Genomic DNA, 22,274 nt, shown 5'->3' with positions numbered 1-22,274 from the left:
ACACGTACCCACACAGGGAAGGAGCGGGGCGCCATGGAGCACTCCGTGGGACAGGTCGCCGGATACGCCGGAGTCACGGTGCGCACCCTGCACCACTACGACGGCATCGGGCTGCTCTCGCCCGGCGGGCGCAGCCACGCGGGCCACCGGCGTTACAGCGACGCCGACCTCGACCGGCTGCAGCAGATCCTGTTCTACCGGGAGCTCGGCTTCCCGCTCGACGAGATCGCGGCGCTGCTCGACGACCCGGACGCGGACCCGCAGGAGCACCTGCGCCGCCGGCACGAGCTGCTGTCGCACCGGATCGCCGAACTGCAGCGCATGGCCACCGCCGTCGAGACAGCCATGGAGGCACGGAAGATGGGCATCAACCTCACGCCCGAGGAGAAGTTCGAGGTCTTCGGGGACAAGGACCCGGAGCGCTACGCGGACGAGGCGGAGCGCCGCTGGGGCGGCACCGGCACCTACGCCGAGTCGCAGCGCAGGACCGCCCGCTACACCAAGGAGGACTGGCAGCGGATGCACGCCGAGGCCGCCTCCTGGGGCGAGCGCTACGACGCCCTCATGGCGGACGGCGAGCCGGCCGGCGGCGTACGGGCGATGGACCTCGCCGAGGAGCACCGGCTCCACATCACGACCTGGTTCTACGAGTGCACGACCGAGATCCACCGGGGGCTCGGCGAGATGTACGTCGCCGATCCGCAGTTCAAGGCGTTCTACGAGTCGATGCGGCCGGGCCTGGCCGAGCACCTGCGCGACGCGATCGACGCGAACGCGGAGCGGCGGGGTGAGAGGCTCTAGGTGCCACGGCGGGCGTGGCGCCGGGCAGGCGGGACTTTCAGAACACGCCCCAGCTGCCACGGCGGTCGTGGGGGCGGGCCGTTCCGCCCCCACGACGGCGCGCTCAGCTCCGGCTGATCACCGCCGCGGTTCCGTACGCACAGACCTCCGTGCCCACGTCGGCCGCCTCGGTCACGTCGAACCGCATCATCAGGACCGCGTTGGCGCCGCGCGCCTTCGCCTGCTCGACCAGCCGTTCCATGGCCTGGTTGCGGGTCTCGACGAGCGTCTTGGTCAGTCCCTTCAGCTCGCCGCCGATCATGGACTTCAGCCCGGCGCCGATCTGGCTGCCGAGGTGGCGGGAGCGCACGGTCAGGCCGAACACCTCACCGATGACCTGGGTCACCTGATAGCCGGGTACGTCATTGGTGGTGACGACCAGCACATCCGACTGTGCCGCCTGGCCGCCGCCGTAATCATCAATGCCCATGGGATGGCACCTCCTGGGCACGATTTTTGTCCCGGTTCACCCGGTGTGCATCTCCACAGGGGCCGCTGGAACCGGGAGGGGGTCCGCGGCGTTGATAGCTTTGGGCGGCCACGCAGCCGCGCCATCGACCACATCCTGGAGCCCGGACCCTTGAATACGCTTGCGCTCGGACCCAGCTGGCTGGACCCGGACCATCTGATCGGGCAGTTCGGGCTGATCGGCGTGCTGGTCATCGTCTTCGCCGAGTCCGGGCTGCTGATCGGGTTCTTCCTGCCCGGCGACTCGCTCCTGTTCACCACGGGTCTGCTGGTGACGACGGGCAAGCTGGACACCCCGCTGTGGCTGGTCTGCGTCCTGGTCGCCCTGGCGGCGATCATCGGCGACCAGGTGGGCTACCTCTTCGGCCGCAAGGTCGGCCCCTCGCTCTTCAACCGGCCGGACTCCCGCCTCTTCAAGCAGGAGAACGTCGAGAAGGCCCACGAGTTCTTCGAGAAGTACGGGCCGAAGTCGCTGATCCTGGCCCGCTTCGTGCCCATCGTGCGGACGTTCACGCCGATCATCGCCGGTGTCAGCCGGATGAACTACCGCTCGTTCATCACGTTCAACATCATCGGCGGGGTCCTCTGGGGCGTCGGAGTGACGCTGCTGGGCGCGGGCCTCGGCCAGATCGAGTTCGTGCACAAGAACATCGAGGCGATGCTGGTCCTGATCGTGCTGATCTCGGTCGTGCCGATCGGCATCGAGTTCCTGCGCGCCCGCGGCAAGGCGAAGAAGGAAGCGGCGGCGGGCGAGCGCGAGGACCAGGACCCGCCCGCCGGTGGCGGCTCGGCGGCGGGCCGCCGCGGCGGCCGCCACGCCAAGCGCTGACCCCGGCGCCCGCAGGGGGCGCGGGGCCCCGCGTCAGAAGCCGCGCGTCCGCTTGGCCGCGCGGCGGTTCGCGCCGCCGACCGCGCCCGGCACCCGCATGAACAGCCGGGAGATCTCGCTTCCCAGGTTCACCCCGATCGCGATGGCCAGCGCCGTCGCCACCGCGGTCGACAGCGAGGCGAGCCCCCGGTCCAGCTCGTTCTGCGCGACACCCAGCAGACCGAAGTACGTGGCCGAGCCGGGCAGCAGCGGACCGATCGCGGCCGTGATGAACGGCAGCGACGAGGTGTAGCGGTAGCGCGAGAACAACTGCCCGAACAGCCCGACGAGCCCGGCCGCCGCGGCGGTGGCCGCGACCGCGGAGAGGTTGCCCGTCCGGGCCATCGCCCCGTAGATGACCCAGGCCACGCCGCCGTTGAGGGTCACCGCCAGCACCGTGGACCGCTCCTGCTGGAGCAGGATCGCGAAGGCCAGGGTCAGCACCATCGACGCCAGGATCTGCACCACCGGCCGGTCGTGGGAGATGAGCCGCGCCTCCGGGTCCAGCTCGGCACCCAGCTGTAGCCCCCCGTAGAGGGCCAGCAGCACCCCGGCGACGATCGCGATGAAGAAGTACATGACCTCCAGCAGCCGGGCGGAGGCGGTGATGTAGTAGCCGGTCAGGCCGTCCTGCACACCCGCGACCAGGGCCCGCCCCGGCAGCAGCGCGAACAGCCCACCGGTGATCACCGCCGACGGCCGTACGTCCGACCAGTGGGTGAGGGTCAGCGCCACACCCATCGCGGCGGGCGGCATCGCCGCCACCACGAACTGGTAGAACTCCGGCAGCCCGCGCCCGGCACACAGCCAGGCCAGCCGGTCGCCGAGCATCGCGCCGAGCGCCGCGATCAGGAACACCAGCGGACCACCGCCGACCAGCACCGACGCGGCGCCCGCCAGCCCGCCCGCGGCCAGTGTGAGCACCCAGCCCGGGTACGGGTGACGGTTCCTGCGGATCTCCGCGAGACGCCGGTAGGCCTCCTCCAGGGAGACCTCGCCCTCCACGGTGGTGATGTCGTCGATGAGCCGGAAGACGGCCGCCAGCCGGGTGTAGTCGGTGCCCCGGCGGCGTACCGTACGGCTCGCCGTCACCGGGTCCTCCACCAGCGACGGCTGGTGCGAGATGGACAGCAGCGTGAAGGTGACGGTCGGCTCGCAGCGGTCGAGCCCGTAGCTGCGGGTCACGGCGAACATCGCCGCCTCGACGTCCTCGGCGCCCTCGCCGCCGGCGAGCAGCAGCTCCCCGATACGCAGCGTCAGGTCGAGCACGCGCGGCACCGCCGGGCCCGCGTCGTCGTGCTTCTGCACCGGCTCCGGCGCCGGGCGGTCGGCGACCGGCATCCGCAGCATCGTGCGCATCCGGTCCTGCCAGGGGGCTTCCTTGGTCAGCCGGATCATCGGAATGCCGTGCGCCGGGGTGAAGGCGGGCGGCGAGTTCCGGGCGTCGTAGGTGCTCGGCAGGGCGAAGGCGGAGCCGCCAGAGTCGGCTCCGGCCGCGGAAGCGGAACCTGTGCCCGAGCCCGAACCCGTGCCCGGACTCTGCGGCTCGGGGCTCAGACCCGACGGAAGGGCGAACTCCGACGTCGGGTGGTCGTCTTCGGACGCCGGTGCCGGCCTGCCCACCCCCGCGGGCTGGGAGAAGGCGCTGCGCGCCTCGTCGGACTGGGGCTTCTGGTCATCGGGACCGCCCGGTTCCGCCACCACTCGACCTCGTTCCTCGTCGGCTGCGCGTCCTCGGATGCGCTCCTGCCCAGTATGGCCACGTGCATGGGCGCGCATGCGAACGGGCGGCACACCCGTGAAGGTGTGCCGCCCGCAGCGTGCTCAGAACCGTAAGCGGAACCTCAGTGAGCGCCGCCCTGCGCCTCCAGGCGCTTGTACGAGTTCTCGATCTCGGCCTCGGCCTCGACGCGGCCGACCCAGTCGGCGCCCTCGACGGACTTGCCGGGCTCCAGGTCCTTGTAGACCTCGAAGAAGTGCTGGATCTCCAGGCGGTCGAACTCCGACACGTGGTGGATGTCGCGCAGGTGCTCCACCCGGGGGTCGGAGGCCGGCACGCACAGCAGCTTGTCGTCGCCGCCGGCCTCGTCGGTCATCCGGAACATGCCGATCGCGCGGCACTTGATGAGGCAGCCGGGGAACGTCGGCTCCTCCAGGATGACCAGCGCGTCCAGCGGGTCGCCGTCCTCGCCGAGGGTGTTCTCGACGAAGCCGTAGTCCGCCGGGTAGCTGGTCGAGGTGAAGAGTCGACGGTCCAGGCGGATCCGGCCGGTCTCGTGATCCACCTCGTACTTGTTCCGCGAACCCTTCGGGATCTCGATAACGACGTCGAACTCCACGGGTGGCTCCTCCATGATCAACACATACGACTGATGGTTAAGTGTCCCCCACGGAGATGCGTGCTCGCGAAAGGGGCTGGTCAACGGTGGCCGAGCCGGTGAAAAGACCGTCGATCAACCCGTTCGCCAAGCTGAGCAAGGCAGCCCTGGCGGACCATCTCGACCTGCGGAACGGGCTGAGCAACTGGCAGTTCACGGCCGTTTCCGCCGTCCTGGGCCTGGCGCTCGCAGCCGGCGCCGTCCTCGCCGCCGGTCCCTGGGACTCGGGTCAGCGTAAGGCCGAGCAGGACTGGGCGGCCGCCCGGACCCCCACAGGTGGCACACATCACGACCCGGACGCGCCCGCGGGTCCGGCCCCCGCACCGAGCGCCCCGGCGGTGCTCGCCGCCCTCGGCGCCGCACCCGGCAAGCCGGCGGCGGACGCCGTGGACGCCCCGGACGGAGCAGCGGCCGCGCTCCGCTCCGTGCTGGCGCCGCTGCTGAAGGATCCCGCGCTCGGCACCCGGCGCAGCGCCGTCGTCATCGACACCGCGACCGGCCGGCGGCTGTACGGGGTGGGAGCCGACACCCCGATGACCCCCGCCTCCACGGTCAAGATCGCCACCACGGTCGCCGCCCTCACCGCGCTCGGCCCCGCCCACCGCATCCCCACGGCAGTCCGGGCCTCCGCGGACCTGCGCACCGTGACCCTGGTCGGCGGCGGCGACCCCACCCTCGACCGGGCCGCCCTGCGCACCCTGGCCGCCGACACCGCCCGCGCCCTGAAGGACGGCGGGGTCCGTTCGGTGCGGCTGCGGTACGACACCTCCGGCTACTCCGGGCCCGCGCTCCACCCGATCGGCCCCAACGAGAACATCGCTCCCGTGAGCGCCCTGATGATCGACGAGGGACGGCTCGACGACACCTCCAGCGGGCCCGCGCCACGCAGCGGCGACCCGGCCCGCGACGCCGCCGACGCCTTCGGCGAACTGCTGGACGAGGCCGGGATCACCACCACCGACGGCCCGGAGGCGGGCCGGGCGGCGGCCAAGTCCAGGCCGGTCGCCAAGCACCTCTCCGCCCCGCTGTCCGCCCTGGTCGAGCGGGCGCTGACCAACAGCGACAACGACATCGCCGAGGCGCTGGCCCGCCAGACCGCGCTGGCCACGGGCGAGGCGGCCGACTTCAAGGGCGGCCGACGGGCCGTCACCGCACAGCTGAAGAAGCTCGGACTGCCCCTGAAGGGCGTGAACATCGCCGACGGCAGCGGGCTCGACCGCCGGGACAAGGTCACCGCCGCCCTGCTCGCCGGTCTCCTGGCCCGCGCCGCCGACCGGGACCACACCGAACTGCGCCCCGTCCTCACCGGCCTTCCGGTGGCCGGCTTCAGCGGCACGCTCAGCGGCCGCTACACGACGAAGGCCGGCGGCACCGGCCTGATCCGCGCCAAGACCGGCACCCTCACCGGCGTCAACACGCTCTCCGGCACGGTCGTCGACCCGCACGGCCGGCTGCTCGCGTTCGCCTTCCTCGCCTCGGGCACCACCGCCCCGGCCGAGGCCCAGTCGGCCCTCGACGCGCTCGCCACCGCCCTGGCCGCCGGGAGACAATGAGGTCCCAACACCTCACCGCGCTCCGGGCCGAGCACGTACGGTTGACGCATGACGAGCATCGGTGGTGCCGGGATGGTCGACTGGAATCTCGCGGTCGCGACCGCGACCCGGCTAGTACGGCCGGGTCCCGAGATCAGCCGCGAGGAGGCCCGCGAGGTCGTCGCGGAGCTGCGCAGGCATGCCAAGGCGGCGGAGGAACACGTCCGCGCCTTCACCCGGATGATCCCGGAGGGGACCGAACCGGAGGACACCCCGGTCCTGGTCGTCGACCGGGCGGGCTGGATCAAGGCGAACGTCGCGGGCTTCCGGGAACTGCTCCGCCCCCTCCTGGAGAAGATGGAGGAGCGGCGCGGCGGCGGCGCGGGCGGCGCCGTGCTCGGCGCGGTCGGCTCCAAGGTGACCGGTGTCGAGGTGGGGATGCTGCTGTCGTTCCTGGCCTCCCGGGTCCTCGGCCAGTACGAGACGTTCGCCCCCGCCACCCGTGAGCTCCCCGCGTCGGCCGACGGCGGCGGCCGGCTGCTGCTGGTCGCGCCGAACATCGTCCACGTCGAGCGGGAGCTGGAGGTCGACCCGCACGACTTCCGCCTCTGGGTCGCCCTCCACGAGGAGACGCACCGCACCCAGTTCACCGCGGTGCCCTGGCTCCGCGACCATCTGCAGGGCGAGATCCAGTCATTCCTCGACGAGACCGACGTCGACCCGATGACGGTGCTGGAACGGCTCCGCGAGGCCGCCCAGTCGCTGGCCGGCGGCCGGCCCGAGGGCGAGGAGGGCGAGGACGGCGGGCGCAGCCTCGTCGAGATCGTCCAGACCCCCGCCCAGCGCGAGATCCTCGGCCGCCTCACCGCGGTCATGTCCCTGCTGGAGGGGCACGCCGACTACGTGATGGACGGCGTCGGCCCCGAGGTGGTGTCCTCCGTCGGCGAGATCCGGGAGAAGTTCCAGCAGCGCAGGGCGCGCGGCGCGAGCCGCCTCGACCAGGCGCTGCGCAAGCTCCTCGGGCTCGACGCCAAGCTGCGCCAGTACCGCGACGGCGAAAGGTTTGTGCGCGCCGTCGTCGACGAGGTCGGGATGGACGGCTTCAACCGGGTCTGGACCTCGCCCAACACGCTTCCGACCAAGGCCGAGATCGCCAAGCCGGAGGACTGGATCGCGAGGGTGCACCGTAAGGCAGAGTCATGATCACGGCCCGTGCGCGGGCCCGGGACCCGAGGGCAACGCGCCGGTAATCACCCATCCGAGGGACCGTAGGGGCATGGGAAGGCGTGCAATGCTCGATGAACGGCTTTGCTCTGTCACCATCGACGCACTCTGAGTGACGGCACTCTTTTCCGTCCCGGCACTCGGAGGCACCTCTCCAGAACTTCACGAAGGGCACCGGACATGGGTCCCCATCCTGCGGTCGCGGCGATACGCCTGGCGGTCCGCCGCGTACTCCACGACGTACTCACCGAATTCTCCGAACAGACCGAACGCACCGGGCACACCGGACGCGCCCCGCACCCCGAGCTCGCCGAGGCCGGAGCGGGCAGGCGGCGCGCCGCACTTCCCGAACGCCCCGGTACCCCGCTGGTACTGGTGGCATGCTCCGGCGGCGCCGACTCGATGGCGCTCGCCTCCGCCCTCGCCTTCGAGGCCCGCAAACTCGCCGTCCGGGCCGGCGGCATCACCGTCGACCACGGCCTCCAGGACGGCTCCGACGCCCGCGCCGCCGAGGTCGCCGACCGCCTCGCCGCCATGAACCTCGACCCCGTCGAGGCGGTCGCGGTGCACGTCGGCCACGGCGGCGGACCCGAGGCCGCCGCCCGCGACGCCCGCTACGCGGCCCTGGACGCCGCGGCCGAGCGCCACGGCGCCGCCGCCGTCCTGCTCGGCCACACCCGCGACGACCAGGCGGAGACGGTCCTGCTGGGCCTCGCCCGCGGCTCCGGCATCCGCTCCCTGTCCGGCATGGCCGCCGCCTCCGGACCGGCCGGCCGCTACCGCCGCCCCTTCCTCCAGCTCGACCGGCAGACCGCCCGCACGGCCTGTCTGGCCCAGTCCCTGCCCGTCTGGGACGACCCGCACAACATCGACCCCGCCTACACCCGCTCCCGGCTGCGCCACGAGGGCCTGCCCGCCCTGGAGAAGGCGCTGGGCAAAGGAGTCGTCGAGGCCCTGGCCCGTACGGCCCAGCTCTCCCGCGACGACGCCGACGCCCTCGACACCTGGGCCGCCGAGGCCGGACGTGACGTACGCGACGACGCGGGCCGGCTGGAGTGCGCCAAGCTCAACGCGCTGCCGCCCGCCGTCCGCCGCCGCGTCCTGCGCCGGGCCGCCATAGAGGCGGGCTCCCCGGCCGGTTCGCTCTTCGCCCGGCACATCGAGGAAGTCGACCGCCTCATCACCGGCTGGCGCGGCCAGCAGGCCATCAACCTCCCCGGCCGCGTCGAAGCCCGGCGGCAGGGTGGCAGACTGGTCATTCGGCAGAGCTGACGCACAAGCGGCTGACATGCAGGCGAGCGGCCGCGCAGGCCCGGGACTCCACCCCGGACCCGGCAGGCAAAGAAAGAGACGCGGGTGAACGAGAAGGACATGGGTACCGACCTTCAGTCGGTGCTCCTCACCAAGGAAGAGATCGACGCGAAGCTCGTCGAACTGGCCGCGAAGATCGACGCGGAGTACGCGGGCAAGGACCTGCTCCTCGTCGGAGTCCTCAAGGGCGCGGTGATGGTCATGGCGGACCTGGCGCGCGCGCTGTCCACCCCCGTCACCATGGACTGGATGGCCGTCTCGTCGTACGGCGCGGGCACCCAGTCCTCCGGTGTCGTCCGGATCCTCAAGGACCTGGACACCGACATCAAGGGCAAGCACGTCCTGATCGTCGAGGACATCATCGACTCGGGCCTGACGCTGTCCTGGCTGATGTCGAACCTCGGCTCGCGCGAGCCCGCATCGCTGGAGATCTGCACCCTGCTGCGCAAGCCGGACGCGGCGAAGGTCGCGCTCGACTGCAAGTGGGTCGGCTTCGACATCCCCAACGAGTTCGTCGTCGGCTACGGGCTGGACTACGCGGAGAAGTACCGCAACCTGCCCTTCGTCGGCACCCTCGCCCCGCACGTCTACGGCGGCTGAGCACGACGCCGGCGAACCCGCCCCGGCTGCGGGGAACCCTCACCGATTTCCCGCCGTTGAGCCTTCGAAGGCGGGTTTGACAGACTTCCTCTGCGGTCGTCGGTGACAATGCCGGTGTACCGTCCGAAGAACAGTCTTTACTCACAGCAGCATTTACCTACGGGCAGGAGGGACGGGGCGACTTCGCTCCGTATGGATGGACGTGAAGCGATACTTCCGTGGGCCGGTCATGTGGATCGTGCTGGCCGTCCTCGCCGTGGTCGTGTTGATGCAGGTCGTCGGCTCGGGTGGCGGCTACAAGACGGTGGACACCGGCAAGGTGATCCAGGCGATCAGTAAGAACCAGGTGGAGCAGGCCAAGCTGACCACCGGTGACGATCAGATCATCAAGATCGAGCTGAAGGACGGCCAGAAACTCTCCGGCGAGTCCGGCAGCAAGTTCCAGGCGAGCTACATCGGCAACCAGGGTGTCCAGCTCGCCGACACGCTGCAGAAGAAGTTCGAGAGCGGTGACATCGACAAGGGTTACACCGTCTCGCCGTCGAAGCAGTCCCCGTTCGTCTCGATCCTCTTCTCGCTGCTGCCGTTCGTCCTCATCGTGGTCGTCTTCCTGTTTCTGATGAACCAGATGCAGGGTGGCGGCTCCAAGGTCATGCAGTTCGGCAAGTCCAAGGCCAAGCTGATCACCAAGGACACCCCCAAGACGACGTTCGCCGATGTGGCGGGGTCGGACGAGGCGGTCGAGGAACTCCACGAGATCAAGGAGTTCCTCCAGGAGCCGGCGAAGTTCCAGGCCGTCGGCGCCAAGATCCCCAAGGGTGTCCTGCTGTACGGGCCTCCCGGTACGGGCAAGACGCTGCTCGCACGCGCCGTCGCCGGTGAAGCGGGCGTCCCGTTCTACTCGATCTCCGGTTCCGACTTCGTCGAGATGTTCGTCGGTGTCGGTGCCTCCCGTGTCCGTGACCTCTTCGAGCAGGCCAAGGCGAACGCCCCGGCGATCGTCTTCGTCGACGAGATCGACGCAGTCGGCCGGCACCGCGGTGCCGGTATGGGCGGCGGACACGACGAGCGCGAGCAGACGCTGAACCAGCTGCTCGTGGAGATGGACGGCTTCGACGTGAAGGGCGGCGTCATCCTGATCGCCGCCACGAACCGGCCGGACATCCTCGACCCGGCGCTGCTGCGCCCGGGCCGTTTCGACCGGCAGATCGCGGTCGACCGGCCGGACATGCAGGGCCGTCTGGAGATCCTCAAGGTCCACCAGAAGGGCAAGCCGGTCGCGCCGGACGTCGATCTCGGCGCCGTCGCCCGTCGCACGCCCGGATTCACCGGTGCCGACCTGTCGAACGTGCTGAACGAAGCGGCGCTCCTCACGGCGCGCGGCAATCTGAAGCTGATCGACAACAACATGCTCGACGAGGCCATCGACCGCGTCGTGGCGGGTCCGCAGAAGCGGACCCGGATCATGTCCGAGAAGGAGAAGAAGATCACCGCGTACCACGAGGGCGGACACGCCCTGGTCGCGGCGGCCTCACCTCAGTCGGACCCGGTCCACAAGATCACGATCCTCTCCCGCGGCCGCGCCCTCGGTTACACGATGGTGCTCCCGGAGGAGGACAAGTACTCCACGACGCGCAACGAGATGCTCGACCAGCTGGCTTACATGCTGGGCGGGCGCGCGGCCGAGGAGCTGGTCTTCCACGACCCGACGACCGGCGCTGCGAACGACATCGAGAAGGCCACCGCAACGGCCCGCGCGATGGTCACGCAGTACGGCATGACGGAGCGGCTCGGCGCCATCAAGTTCGGTGGCGACAACACCGAACCCTTCGTGGGCCGCGAGATGGGCCACCAGCGCGACTACTCGGAAGAGGTCGCCGCGCTGGTCGACGAAGAGGTCAAGAAGCTCATCGAGACCGCGCACAACGACGCGTGGGAGATCCTCGTCGAGAACCGCGACGTTCTGGACGCCCTGGTTCTCCAGCTCCTTGAGAAGGAGACCCTCGGCAAGGCGGAGATCGCCGAGATCTTCGCTCCGATCGTCAAGCGTCCGGCCCGTCCGGCGTGGACGGGCTCCGCCCGGCGCACGCCGTCCACCCGGCCGCCGGTGCTCTCCCCGAAGGAGCTCGCCCTCACCAACGGCGCCGCCACGGCGAACGGCTCGGTCACGGACACGGTTCCGGCGGCCGAGGCGATCCCCGAGGAGCGCCCCGAGAGCTAGACACCGACCCCGGTGTGGCCCCCGTCACGGAGGCTCCACCGGGCCCGGAATGGATGCCGCGCCCCCCAGGTTTTAGCCTGTGGGGGCGCGGCTTTTCCGTATCACCTGCGCGGATGTCCACGCAGTGACAGCTCAGAGGAACGAGGCACAGATGACCGACCCGGTGACGCTGGACGGCCAGGGTTCGATCGGCGAGTTCGACGAGAAGCGGGCCGAGGCGGCCGTACGCGAGCTCCTGATCGCCGTCGGGGAGGACCCGGACCGGGAGGGGCTGCGGGAGACGCCGGGGCGGGTGGCGCGGGCGTACAAGGAGATATTCGCGGGCCTGTACCAGGAGCCCGAGGACGTCCTGACGACCACGTTCGACCTCGGCCACGACGAGATGGTGCTGGTCAAGGACATCGAGGTCTTCAGCACCTGTGAGCACCATCTGGTGCCGTTCCGCGGAGTGGCGCACGTCGGGTACATCCCGGCGACCTCCGGCAAGATCACCGGGCTGTCGAAGCTGGCCCGGCTGGTGGACGTCTTCGCCCGCCGGCCGCAGGTGCAGGAGCGGCTCACCACGCAGATCGCCGAGTCCCTGATGGAGATCCTGGAGCCGCGCGGCGTGATCGTCGTCGTGGAGTGCGAGCACATGTGCATGTCGATGCGCGGGATCCGCAAGCCCGGGGCGAAGACCCTGACCTCGGCGGTCCGCGGACAGCTCCGCGACCCCGCGACGCGCGCCGAGGCCATGAGCCTCATCATGGCGCGCTGAGAACCCCGGCCGGGCCGGGGCGGTGGCGGGACGGGCGGCGGTCTACGCGGCCGCCGCGTTCTTGTTGTCGTCCTCGTCGTCCGGGAGCTTGCAGACGTGCTCCAGGAACAGCGCCGCCGCGATCACCGCGATGCCGGCCAGGACCGCGAAGCCCGCGTAGATGGCCTGGTCACGGCGGGGCGGGATGTCGAGGGAGCCGAGCAGGAAGACGCCCGTGCCGCCGTACACCCCGGAGACCAGGGCGACGACGAGGGCACTGGCCTGGCCGAAGACCACGGCACGGGCCGCCATCAGGGGTTCGACGCCCTTCGCGCCCGGCCGCCGCTCCCGCTGGGCGCGCAGCCGGGCGCGGATGGACAGTGCCGTGGCCAGCAGGACCACGGCGATCACGGCGATCACGACGGGCGCGGCCAGCGGCACGCTCGGCAGGGTGCCGAGGGAGTCCCAGAGGCGGGCGCCGCCCCAGGACAGCACCCCGGCGGCGGCGAAGAGGCCGGCCAGTACCCCGAGCCGTAGTTGCTTCACCGCGTGAGCCGCCCTTCGCCGCCTGTGGACCGTCCTGCCGGTCCTGCTTGTCCCTGTGAGCCTAACGACTACTCGGGCAGCCGGAGTTCCAGGTCGGACCGGGGCAGTACGCCGTCGCGGCCGACACCGGCCAGCAGCTCGGATACCGCGCCGATGCCCGGCAGCTGGGCCTCGGGGTCCACGTCGTGCCACGGGGCGAGGACGAAGGCGCGCTCACGGGCCCGGGGGTGGGGGAGCGTGAGCACCGGGTCGTCGGAGACCACGTCGGCGTACGCGACGATGTCGACGTCGATGGTGCGCGGCCCCCAGCGCTCCTCACGGACCCGGTCGAAGGCCTCCTCGATGGCCTGGCCGCGCTCCAGGAGGGAGGACGGGGGCAGCGTCGTCTTCACGACGATCACCGCGTTGAAGTACGAGGGCTGGGAGCCCGGGTCGACGCCCCACGGCTCCGTCTCGTACACCGGGGAGACCGCCTTGACCCGGAGGCCCGGGGTGTCCTCCAGGGCGTCGATGGCGCCCTGGAGGGTCTCCAGCCGGTTGCCCAGGTTGGAGCCGAGGGAGATCACGGCCCGTTTGGGGTTGGAGAGGGTGATGTCGGCGGCGTCCACCTGCTCGACCACGGAGGCGGGAACCGGCTGTACGGTCGGGTCGCTCTGCCCCTCGGTAGAAAATGCAGTCATGCTCGGCTCCGGGTGATGGTGACGGTGACGTCGTCGAAGGGGACGGTGATGGGCGCATCCGGCTTGTGGACCACGACCTCCACCTCCTCGACGCCTTCGTGCTTGAGGCACTGCTGGGCGATGCGCTCCGCGAGCGTCTCGATCAGATCGACGGGTTCGCCCTGGACCACACCGACGACCTCCTCGGCGACCACGCCGTAGTGCACGGTCTTCGTGAGGTCGTCGGCGGCTGCCGCGGGGCGGGTGTCGAGGCCGAGCACCAGGTCCACGATGAACGTCTGTCCCTCTTCCCGTTCCCGGGGAAAGACGCCATGGTGCCCACGGGCCTTGAGGCCGCGCAGCGCGACACGATCCACGCGAATCACTCCTGCTGTTGTTGTCGTAGGGGCACATGGCCGCGTGCGGGCGGCCGGGTACCCGTTTCCGAATCTACCCGCGCGCACCGACAGTCCTCCCCCGCGGGGGCTATGGACACGACGGCACGGGACTGGTAGCCGCTGATACCCGGATGTGCCCGGTCCCAACCCCGCCGAGCTGCCTTTTGGGCCTCCAACGGCCTTGTACCCACTCAGGAGGAGGAGTCTTCGTCCTCTTCCTCACCGGTTTCGGCCAGTACGGGCGAGCCGTGGTGGGACCACAGCTTCCAGCCGTCCGGAGTGCGGCGGAACACATTGGTCGCGACGACCAGTTGACCGACCAGCGGGCCCAGGGAGCTGCCCTCCTCCGCGGGACCGCCGCTGAGGATGTTCTCGGTGCAGGTCACCAGGGCGGTGTCGCCCGTCATGGAGACCCCGACGTCGGTCAGGAAGAACTGGATGTACTCGGTGTTCGCCATGATCAGGGCGTAACTGCGCAGCACCTCGCCGCGGCCGGAGAGCACCGGCCAGCCGGGGTGGACGCAGGAGACCGTGAGGTCCTCGCCGGGCAGCCAGAGCCCGGTCAGCTCGTCCAGGTCCCCGCGCTCCATGGCCTCGTAGAACGCGGTGTTGGCCCGCTCGACCGCCTCGATGTCCTCGGCGGCGGAGGCCTGCTCGTCCTGCGGCTCGTTCACGCGGCTCCCTCGACCGCGCGGGCGACCCGCACGGCGTCGGCGGTGGCCCGTACCTCGTGGACCCGGACGGCCCAGGCACCGGCCCGGGCGGAGAGCGCGGAGACCGCGGCGGTGGCCGCGTCGCGCTCGCGGGCGGGTGGCGGGGCGGCGCCCGCACCGGCCAGTACATGGCCCAGGAACCGCTTGCGGGAGGCGGCGACGAGCAGCGGGCGGCCGAGGCCGTGCAGCGCGTCCAGGCGGGCGATGAGCGACAGGTCGTGCGCGGCGTCCTTGGCGAAGCCGAGGCCGGGGTCGATCACGATGCGTTCGGGGGCGACACCCCCGGCGACCACGGCGTCCATCCGGGTCCGCAGCTCCTCGACGACCTCGGCGACGACGTCCCCGTAGACCGCCCGGCTGTTCATGGACTCGCTGAAGCCGCGCCAGTGCATGACGACGAACGGCACCGCGGCGGCGGCGACGACCGGGACCATGTCCGGGTCGGCCAGTCCGCCGCTCACGTCGTTGACCAGGACCGCTCCCGCGGCGACGGCCTGCTCGGCGACCCGGGCCCGCATGGTGTCGACGGAGACCGTGACCCCTTCGGAGGCGAGGCCGCGGACCACGGGGACCACGCGCCGCAGCTCCTCGGACTCGTCCACCCGGCTGGCGCCGGGGCGGGTCGACTCACCGCCGACGTCGACCAGGTCGGCGCCCTCACCGACCAGGTCGAGGCCGTGCTTGACGGCCGCCGTGGTGTCGAACCAGCGGCCCCCGTCGGAGAAGGAGTCGGGCGTCACGTTGACGACACCCATGACCGCGCAGCGGTCCCACTCCGGCAGGCCCTGGACCGTGCCTCGTCCATGCAACGTACTCATACGACCAGCCTAGGCCCGTATGGAGGGAGGTCACGCCGGGCGGATGCCCTGCTCGGTGCCGGAGGCGCGTACGTGCCCGCAGGGGCGCCGGCCGCCTGCCGGGAGCCGGCGGGCCAGCGGGCGGGGGAGGGCGAAGCTCACGAAGCCCTCCGCCTGCATGGCGGCCAGCGAGATCCGGGGCAGGTCGCGGGCGGTGCGGTAGACCACGAACCGGGGCTCCCAGCGGGGCCGGAACTTGGCGTTGAACTTGTACAGCGACTCGATCTGGAACCAGCGGGACAGGAAGACCAGCAGCCCGCGCCAGATCCGCAGCACCGGTCCCGCCCCCAGTTTCTCGCCGCGGGCCAGGGCGGAGCGGAACATCGCGAAGTTCAGCGACACCCGGGTGATGCCGAGCCGGGGCGCGGCCTGGAGGGAAGCGGCGATCAGCAGCTCGTTCATGCCGGGGTCGGCGGCCCGGTCGCGGCGCATGAGGTCCAGGGACATCCCGTCGGTGCCCCACGGGACGAAGTGGAGCACGGCCTTCAGGTCGCCGTACGGGGAGTCCGCGGCCTGCTCGTCGGCCTTGTGGGCGGTGGCGACGAAGCAGTCCCTGTCGGCGCCGTCGCCGATCCGGCCGAGCGCCATGGAGAAGCCGCGCTCGTTGTCGGTGCCGCGCCAGTCGGCGGCGGCCCGCCGGATGCGGACCAGTTCGGCCTCGCCGATGTCGGCCACCCGCCGGACCCGGGTCTCGTACCCGCCCCGCTCAATGCGCTTCACCATCTGGCGCACATTGCGCATGGCGCGTCCGGCGAGGGAGAAATCCGCGACATCGACCACCGCCTCGTCGCCGAGTTCCAGGGCGTCGAGGCCGGTCTCCCGGGTCCAGACCTCGCCGCCGGTCTCGCTGCAGCCCATCACGGCCGGTGTCCAGGAGTGGGCCCTGGCCTCGTCCATGAAGCGTTCGATGGCACCGGGCCACGCCTCCACGTCGCCGATCGGGTCGCCGCTGGCGAGCATCACGCCGGACACCACCCGGTAGCAGACGGCGGCCTTGCCGCTGGGCGAGAAGACCACGGCCTTGTCGCGGCGGAGCGCGAAGTGGCCGAGCGAGTCGCGGCCGCCGTGCCGCTCCAGCAGGGCGCGCAGCCGTGCCTCGTCGTCCTCGGTGAGCCGGGCGGCCGGGTGTTCGGGGCGGAAGGCGAAGTAGATGGTGGTGACGGCGGTCAGCAGGCCGAGCGCGCCGAGGGAGTAGGCCACGGTCCAGGAGGTGACACCGGCGTACTCGACCGGGCCCTCGAAGCCGAACAGCCCGTACAGCACGTGCTGGAGCCGGTCGGCGATGCTGGGGTTACCGACCAGGCGGCCCGGGTGGACGCTGACGATGACCAGACCGAGCCCGAGCGAACCCGCGCCGAGCAGCACGAAGTTGGCCAGGGCCCTCCAACGGCTGCGCGGGTCGGGGAGCGCGGCGAATTCACTCCGGTGGCGTACGAGCAGGTAGCAGAGCGTCAGCGAGACGAGTGTGCCCAGGACCGAGTGCCGGTAGACGAACTGGGCCGCCGCGCCCGCCGGGAGCAGGACGACCGCGGCCCGCCAGGCCCGGCGCTTGTGCCGCTTCAGTCCGTGGGCCAGGAGGAGCAGCAGGACGCCGGCGCTCAGTGAGAGGGCGGCGGCGAAGGGGCCGAGGGCCCCGGGGAGGACTTCGGCGAAGGTGTGCATCCGGCTGTGCCGGAAGCGCGGGAAGACGCCCGCGGCGACGTCGATCAGGCCGACGGCGGTGCAGGCGGTGCCGACGAGCACCGGTACGGTCTCGGGCCGCGGTCCGTGTACGAACTTGCGTACACCATTCGGAACCGATCCCGATTTATCCCCATCTAGCGTGACAGACATCGCTTCCCGTGGTTCCGCGAGAGATTCTTGGAGTCCGTCGGCCGGAGCCCTGCGGACGATGTGCGACCTCTAGGACGAGGCTTCCGGGCCACGGGTTCACCCGGCACCCGGAAATTTCCTGACAAGAAAGTTCAACCGCCATGGGCCTTACCGGTAACGCAGTGCTGATCCTGGCGATCGTGCTGGCCGTCGCGCTGTTCGCCGTCACGATCTGGCTCTGGCCCAGGCTTGCCCGGCGCAGTGTCCCCGCCGTGTTCGGCCGGGTGGGGCTGCTGCTGGGGACGCAGGTGGCGGTCTTCGTCTCGGTCGGCCTGATGGCCAACAACTCGTTCCTGTTCTACGGCTCCTGGGCGGATCTGTTCGGCCAGAAGCAGGAACTGGGCGTGGTCACCGACCACGCGGCGGGGACGCTGGCGGCGAAGAACATCGTCCGGGTGGGGACGCAGCGGCCGGACGTGCCGGGAGGCTCGGGGCCCTCCGCGGTCGGCCGGATCGACAAGGTCGTGATCGCGGGGCGGCGCTCGGGGATCGAGTCCTCGGCGTACGTCTACCTGCCGCCGGAGTACTTCCAGCCGGCGTACGCCCGGCGGAAGTTCCCCGCGGTCGTGGTGCTGACCGGTTACCCGGGCACGTCGGAGAACCTCATCAAGGGGCTCGGATACCCCCGGACGGCCCTGGAGCGGGTGCGGGCGGGGCGGGCGCAGCCGATGATCCTGGTGATGCTGCGGCCGACGCTGGCGCCGCCGAGGGACACCGAGTGCGTGGACATAAAGGGCGGTCCGCGGACGGAGACGTTCTTCGCCGACGACCTGCCGCCGGCGGTCTCGGCCGGCTACCGCGTGGGCCGGCACGCCCGTAACTGGGGCATCATCGGCAACTCGACCGGCGGCTACTGCGCCCTGAAGATCGGCCTGCACCATCCGGCCCGCTTTACGGCGAGCGCGGGTCTTTCCGCGTACTACGAGGCGGCCGAGGACCCGACGACCGGGGACCTCTTCCACGGCGACCGGCGGGCCCGCGAGCGCGCCGACCTGCTGTGGACGCTGGAGAACCGGCCGCAGCCCGACTCGTCCTTCCTGGTGACGACGTCCCGCCACGGCGAGTCCAACTACGCCGAAACCCAGGAGTTCGTGGCCAGGGTGAAGCGGCCCGCGCAGGTCTCGTCGATCGTGCTCGCCAGCGGCGGGCACAACTTCAACACCTGGCGCCGGGAGATCCCCGCGGCCCTGGACTGGATGAGCAGCCGGCTCAGCGAGAACTGACCGGGGCGGAGGGGCCGGTGCGCGCCGCTCGTCCTGCCGCGCGCCTCAGGGCCCCGCGGTCTCCGCCGCCACGCCCGCCACGCTCTCCACGGCCACCTCGGCGCGCGGCACGGACCGGTCGTCCGCGCTGACGGAGCGGCGCAGCGCCTCATGGAGCCGGGCCGGGGTGAGCACGCCCAGGAACCGGCCCTCGCCCTCCTCGTCGATGACCGCGATCCAGCCGGCGTCGTGCTGGAGCATGGTGGCGAACGCCTGCTTGAGCGGGGCGCCGACGGGCAGCCAGGCCTCCATCCGGCGGGCGTGTTCGCGGACCGTGCCCTGGGTGGCGGCGAGCGCGTCACCGGCCGGGATCCAGCCGTGCAGATGGCCGTCGCCGTCCAGCACCACGGCCCACCGCGCCCCGTCGGCGCGCAGCCGCTCGGTGGCCCTGGCCAGCGGGTCGTCGAGGTGGACGACCGGCGGCCGGTCGAGGTCGCTCTCCTCGATCGGGGTGACCGAGAGGCGTTTGAGCCCCCGGTCCGCGCCCACGAAGTCCGCGACGTATCCGGTGGCGGGTGCGCCGAGCACGGTGGCGGGGGAGTCGAACTGCTCGATGGAGCCCTGTCCGTAGACGGCGATACGGTCGCCGAGCCGGACGGCCTCCTCGATGTCGTGCGTGACGAACAGCACGGTCTTGCGGACCTGGGCCTGAAGCCTCAGGAATTCGTTCTGGAGGCGTTCCCGGACCACCGGGTCGACCGCGCCGAAAGGCTCGTCCATCAGCAGCACCGGCGGGTCCGCGGCCAATGCCCGTGCCACGCCCACGCGTTGGCGCTGGCCTCCGGACAGCTGTTCCGGATATCGGTCGCCATAAACGGAAGGATCGAGTCCGACCAGATCGAGGAGTTCCGCGGCGCGTGCGCGCCCCTTTCCGCGTTTCCAGCCGAGGAGATGCGGGACGGTCGCGGTGTTCTCGAGAACCGTGCGGTGCGGGAACAGGCCGACCTGCTGGATCACATAGCCGATACGGCGCCGCAGCTGGACGGGGTCGATGGCGGATATGTCGTCCCCGTCGAGGAATATCCGTCCCTCGGTCGGTTCGATCAGCCGGTTCACCATCTTCATGGTGGTCGTCTTGCCGCAGCCCGACGGTCCGACGAGCGTGACCAGTTCGCCCTCGGCGACCTCGAAGGAAAGGTCGTCGACGGCGGTGGTGCCGTCCGCATACCGCTTGGTGACGTGCTCGAAACGGATCATGGTTCCCCATTGTGGAGGGTGTTCTGTGAAGGACATGTTGCTGGAATACAACGGCCTCGGCGATTGTCAGTGGTCGAGGATAGGCTCGCCGGACATCAGTACGAGAGGGCGACGGGGAGGAGGGGACGGATGGCCGCACAGAACTGCCTGGTGACGAACGACTGGATCTGCGGGGAGTATCTGCGCTCCCGGAGCCAGGAGTTGACCGACGCGACGGTCCAGCACATCTGGATCACCGTGGTCTCGGTGGTGATCGGCGTCGTCGTGGCCTTTCCGCTGGCGCTGCTCGCCCGCCGGAGCAGGCGCTTCGCGGGACCGGTCCTCGGGCTGACCACGGTGCTCTACACCGTGCCCTCGCTCGCGATGTTCTCGCTGCTGCTGCCCCTGTTCGGGCTCTCCGCGGCGCTCGTCGTCACCGGACTCGTGCTGTATTCGCTGACCATCCTCGTGCGGAACATCCTGGCGGGCCTGGAATCGGTCCCGCAGGAGGCCAAGGAGGCCGCCCGGGGCATGGGGTACGGGCCGGCCCGGCTGCTGTGGGAGGTCGAACTGCCGCTCGCGATGCCCGCGTTGATGGCGGGCGTCCGGATCGCCACGGTGTCCACGATCGCGCTGACGACGGTCGGGTCGATCGTCGGCCGGGGCGGTCTGGGCAATCTCATCGACGACGCCCTGCCGAGCTTCTTCAAGGCCCAGGTGCTGGCCGCCTCCGTGCTCTGTGTGCTGCTCGCGGTGGTCGCGGACCTGCTGCTGCTCGGCGTGCAGCGGCTGCTGACCCCCTGGACCCGCATCCGGACCACCCACGACGCCGTGAGCACGGCCGGCACGGCGAAGGCGGTCTGACCATGGGAGTTCTCGGCGAGGCCTGGACCTGGCTCACCACCGGCGCCAACTGGTCGGGGGAGAGCGGGGTGGCCCACCGGCTCGGCGAGCATCTGTACGTCAGCGGGGTCGCGCTCGCCCTGTCCTGCGCCATCGCGCTGCCCATCGCCCTGTACCTGGGACACATCGGGAAGGGGGGCGCGCTGGCCGTCAACATCTCCAACGTGGGCCGGGCGATCCCCGTCTTCGCGGTGCTGGCCCTCTTCATGGTGTCGCCCCTGCGCAACGCGGGGTACATACCGACGATCATCGCCCTGGTGCTGTTCGCCGTGCCGCCGCTGCTGACCAACGCCTACGTCGGGATGACGGAGGTGGACCGTTCGGTGGCGGAGGCCGCGCGGGGGATGGGCATGTCGGGCGGGCAGCTCTTCGTCCGCGTCGAACTCCCGCTGGCCTACCCGATGATCATGACCGGGCTGCGTTCGGCCGCGGTTCAGGTCGTGGCCACCGCGACGATCGCCGCGATGGTCGGACAGGGCGGCCTCGGCCGGATCATCACCGCCGGCTTCAACACGTACAACACCCCGCAGGTGGTCGCGGGCGCCCTCCTGGTCGCCGTGCTCGCCCTGCTGGTGGAGGCGGCGCTGGTCGCCGTCGACCGGCTGCTGTCACCGCTGCGCCGCCGCCGGACGGCCTGAGCGCCCGGCCACCCACCCGACAACCCACAACGCTTATCGCATATGGCCTCGTTGCCGTGGACGGAGAACAACATGAGCAGGACCTCGCGCATAGCCGGCGCGGTCATCGGCATCGTCGCGCTCGCGGGCTCGCTCGCCGCCTGCGGTGGCGACAGCCTGGAGAAGGACAAGGGCGGATCCGCGTCCGACACGGACAAGGGGTCCGGGAAGAAGGGCTCGCTCGTCGTCGGCGCCGCGGCCTTCACCGAGTCCAAGGTGCTCGCGGAGCTGTACGCCGGAGTGCTCTCCGACGCCGGATACAGCACGTCGGTCACCACGGTGAAGAACCGCGAACTCTACGAACCGTCGCTGGAGAAGGGCGAGATCGACGTCGTCCCCGAATACGCGGCGACGATCGCGGAATTCCTCAACGCCAAGGTGAACGGGGCGAAGGCCGCCGAGTCGAAGCCGGTCGCATCGGGTGACACCGCGGCCACGGTCGCCGCCCTGGAGAAGCTCGCCACTCCGCGCGGGCTGAAGGTGCTGCCGGCCGGCCAGGCCGTCGACCAGAACGCCTTCGCGGTCACCAAGGAATTCGCCGACAAGAACAAGCTCAAGACCCTTTCGGATCTCGGCGCCGCCAAGATCAAGGTGAAGATCGCGGCGGGCGACGAGTGCGAGGTGCGGCCGTTCTGCGCACCCGGACTGAAGAAGACGTACGGCATCGACGTCACGGGCATCGACCCCAAGGGAGTCGGCACCCCGCAGTCCAAGCAGGCCGTCAAGGACGGGAAGGACCAGCTGGTTCTCACCACCACCACGGACGCGGTCCTGGACACCTTCGGCCTGGTCTTCCTGGAGGACGACAAGAAGCTCCAGAACGCGGACAACGTGCTGCCCGTCCTGAATGCCAAGGACGCCGGCGCCCAGGAGATCGCCGACGCTCTCGGCAAGCTCACCTCCGCACTCACCACGCAGGATCTGGCGGAGCTGAACCGCAAGGTCGACGCCGAGCGCGCCAAGCCCGCCGATGTGGCGAAGGAATACCTTCAGTCGAAGGGCCTGATCAAGAAGTAGCCCGCGACCGGAACGC

At 70.8% G+C, this 22,274-nt stretch carries 22 protein-coding genes; 12 read left to right on the top strand and 10 right to left on the bottom strand.

Annotated elements, in window-relative coordinates; genetic code table 11:
• The first annotated feature begins 33 nt into the window (after window positions 1–33).
• Window positions 34–801 carry a MerR family transcriptional regulator gene (locus OG408_RS17620; protein WP_326670731.1) on the top strand — a complete coding sequence of 256 codons (768 nt, stop codon included), beginning with the start codon at window positions 34–36 and terminating at the stop codon, window positions 799–801.
• A gap of 103 nt (window positions 802–904) precedes the next feature.
• Here the strand turns inward: OG408_RS17620 and OG408_RS17615 are convergent, their stop codons facing one another.
• On the bottom strand, window positions 905–1,270 hold the full coding sequence (locus OG408_RS17615; RefSeq protein ID WP_266780057.1) for a YbjQ family protein: 366 nt from the start codon (window positions 1,268–1,270) through the stop codon (window positions 905–907).
• A gap of 150 nt (window positions 1,271–1,420) precedes the next feature.
• On the opposite strand from OG408_RS17615, the gene OG408_RS17610 reads away from it, so the two are divergent.
• Window positions 1,421–2,137, top strand: a complete 717-nt coding sequence (locus OG408_RS17610) for a DedA family protein (protein WP_266780056.1) — start codon at window positions 1,421–1,423, stop codon at window positions 2,135–2,137.
• A 33-nt stretch (window positions 2,138–2,170) separates the two neighbouring features.
• On the opposite strand, the gene OG408_RS17605 is transcribed toward OG408_RS17610, so the two are convergent.
• Both OG408_RS17605 and OG408_RS17600 read right to left on the bottom strand, forming a co-directional pair.
• Window positions 2,171–3,880 (bottom strand): threonine/serine ThrE exporter family protein, encoded by a 1,710-nt coding sequence (locus OG408_RS17605; RefSeq protein ID WP_326670728.1) that lies wholly within the window; start codon window positions 3,878–3,880, stop codon window positions 2,171–2,173.
• 140 nt (window positions 3,881–4,020) lie between these two features.
• Window positions 4,021–4,515, bottom strand: coding sequence for an inorganic diphosphatase (locus tag OG408_RS17600; protein WP_123525235.1), 495 nt, complete (start codon window positions 4,513–4,515; stop codon window positions 4,021–4,023).
• An 86-nt stretch (window positions 4,516–4,601) separates the two neighbouring features.
• Between OG408_RS17600 and dacB the strand changes: the two genes are divergently transcribed.
• From dacB to folE, 6 genes are all read left to right on the top strand, one after another.
• Window positions 4,602–6,107 (top strand): D-alanyl-D-alanine carboxypeptidase/D-alanyl-D-alanine endopeptidase, encoded by a 1,506-nt coding sequence (gene dacB, locus OG408_RS17595; protein WP_266780054.1) that lies wholly within the window; start codon window positions 4,602–4,604, stop codon window positions 6,105–6,107.
• A gap of 48 nt (window positions 6,108–6,155) precedes the next feature.
• Window positions 6,156–7,289 (top strand): zinc-dependent metalloprotease, encoded by a 1,134-nt coding sequence (locus OG408_RS17590; RefSeq protein ID WP_266780053.1) that lies wholly within the window; start codon window positions 6,156–6,158, stop codon window positions 7,287–7,289.
• 201 nt (window positions 7,290–7,490) lie between these two features.
• Window positions 7,491–8,582: a tRNA lysidine(34) synthetase TilS gene (gene tilS / locus OG408_RS17585; protein WP_266780052.1), complete on the top strand. Its 1,092-nt coding sequence runs from the start codon at window positions 7,491–7,493 to the stop codon at window positions 8,580–8,582.
• 99 nt (window positions 8,583–8,681) lie between these two features.
• Complete coding sequence (gene hpt / locus OG408_RS17580) at window positions 8,682–9,221, top strand: hypoxanthine phosphoribosyltransferase (RefSeq protein ID WP_037777945.1); 540 nt, start codon at window positions 8,682–8,684, stop codon at window positions 9,219–9,221.
• A 196-nt stretch (window positions 9,222–9,417) separates the two neighbouring features.
• Window positions 9,418–11,442, top strand: a complete 2,025-nt coding sequence (ftsH, locus tag OG408_RS17575) for an ATP-dependent zinc metalloprotease FtsH (RefSeq protein WP_266780051.1) — start codon at window positions 9,418–9,420, stop codon at window positions 11,440–11,442.
• Window positions 11,443–11,593: 151 nt separating this feature from the next.
• The gene (gene folE, locus OG408_RS17570; RefSeq protein ID WP_266780050.1) at window positions 11,594–12,199 is read left to right on the top strand and encodes a GTP cyclohydrolase I FolE; all 606 of its coding nucleotides are present in this window, start codon (window positions 11,594–11,596) and stop codon (window positions 12,197–12,199) included.
• 42 nt (window positions 12,200–12,241) lie between these two features.
• Here the strand turns inward: folE and OG408_RS17565 are convergent, their stop codons facing one another.
• The 6 genes from OG408_RS17565 to OG408_RS17540 form a co-directional block, all read right to left on the bottom strand.
• Entirely contained in the window at window positions 12,242–12,724 is a 483-nt protein-coding gene (locus OG408_RS17565; RefSeq protein ID WP_266780049.1) for a DUF3180 domain-containing protein, read from the bottom strand.
• A gap of 68 nt (window positions 12,725–12,792) precedes the next feature.
• Window positions 12,793–13,404 carry a 2-amino-4-hydroxy-6-hydroxymethyldihydropteridine diphosphokinase gene (gene folK, locus OG408_RS17560; protein ID WP_266780048.1) on the bottom strand — a complete coding sequence of 204 codons (612 nt, stop codon included), beginning with the start codon at window positions 13,402–13,404 and terminating at the stop codon, window positions 12,793–12,795.
• The gene (folB, locus tag OG408_RS17555) at window positions 13,401–13,760 is read right to left on the bottom strand and encodes a dihydroneopterin aldolase (protein ID WP_266780047.1); all 360 of its coding nucleotides are present in this window, start codon (window positions 13,758–13,760) and stop codon (window positions 13,401–13,403) included. Before folB ends, folK begins: the two co-directional genes overlap by 4 nt.
• 212 nt (window positions 13,761–13,972) lie before the next feature.
• Window positions 13,973–14,455 carry a nuclear transport factor 2 family protein gene (locus OG408_RS17550; protein WP_266780046.1) on the bottom strand — a complete coding sequence of 161 codons (483 nt, stop codon included), beginning with the start codon at window positions 14,453–14,455 and terminating at the stop codon, window positions 13,973–13,975.
• A complete protein-coding gene (gene folP / locus OG408_RS17545) occupies window positions 14,452–15,312 on the bottom strand; it encodes a dihydropteroate synthase (RefSeq protein ID WP_442806035.1) in 861 nt (286 codons plus the stop codon). Before folP ends, OG408_RS17550 begins: the two co-directional genes overlap by 4 nt.
• A gap of 30 nt (window positions 15,313–15,342) precedes the next feature.
• Window positions 15,343–17,184, bottom strand: coding sequence for a phosphatidylglycerol lysyltransferase domain-containing protein (locus OG408_RS17540; protein ID WP_266780045.1), 1,842 nt, complete (start codon window positions 17,182–17,184; stop codon window positions 15,343–15,345).
• Window positions 17,185–17,324: 140 nt separating this feature from the next.
• On the opposite strand from OG408_RS17540, the gene OG408_RS17535 reads away from it, so the two are divergent.
• Entirely contained in the window at window positions 17,325–18,446 is a 1,122-nt protein-coding gene (locus tag OG408_RS17535; protein ID WP_326670722.1) for an alpha/beta hydrolase, read from the top strand.
• 45 nt (window positions 18,447–18,491) lie between these two features.
• Here the strand turns inward: OG408_RS17535 and OG408_RS17530 are convergent, their stop codons facing one another.
• On the bottom strand, window positions 18,492–19,682 hold the full coding sequence (locus OG408_RS17530) for a betaine/proline/choline family ABC transporter ATP-binding protein (protein WP_266780043.1): 1,191 nt from the start codon (window positions 19,680–19,682) through the stop codon (window positions 18,492–18,494).
• A gap of 129 nt (window positions 19,683–19,811) precedes the next feature.
• Here OG408_RS17530 and OG408_RS17525 point away from each other — a divergent pair, with 129 nt between their 5' ends.
• The 3 genes from OG408_RS17525 to OG408_RS17515 all read left to right on the top strand — a co-directional run bounded on the left by OG408_RS17525 (window position 19,812) and on the right by OG408_RS17515 (window position 22,258).
• The gene (locus OG408_RS17525) at window positions 19,812–20,525 is read left to right on the top strand and encodes an ABC transporter permease (RefSeq protein ID WP_285567459.1); all 714 of its coding nucleotides are present in this window, start codon (window positions 19,812–19,814) and stop codon (window positions 20,523–20,525) included.
• A gap of 2 nt (window positions 20,526–20,527) precedes the next feature.
• Complete coding sequence (locus OG408_RS17520) at window positions 20,528–21,202, top strand: ABC transporter permease (RefSeq protein WP_266780041.1); 675 nt, start codon at window positions 20,528–20,530, stop codon at window positions 21,200–21,202.
• Window positions 21,203–21,274: 72 nt separating this feature from the next.
• A complete protein-coding gene (locus OG408_RS17515) occupies window positions 21,275–22,258 on the top strand; it encodes an ABC transporter substrate-binding protein (RefSeq protein WP_266780040.1) in 984 nt (327 codons plus the stop codon).
• Window positions 22,259–22,274 lie beyond the last annotated feature (16 nt).

It is taken from the genome of Streptomyces sp. NBC_01257 (assembly GCF_035917255.1).
Lineage (GTDB): Bacteria > Actinomycetota > Actinomycetes > Streptomycetales > Streptomycetaceae > Streptomyces.
The sequence above is the reverse complement of the archived record's forward strand: the minus strand, read 5'-3'. Positions and strand labels throughout refer to the sequence as shown.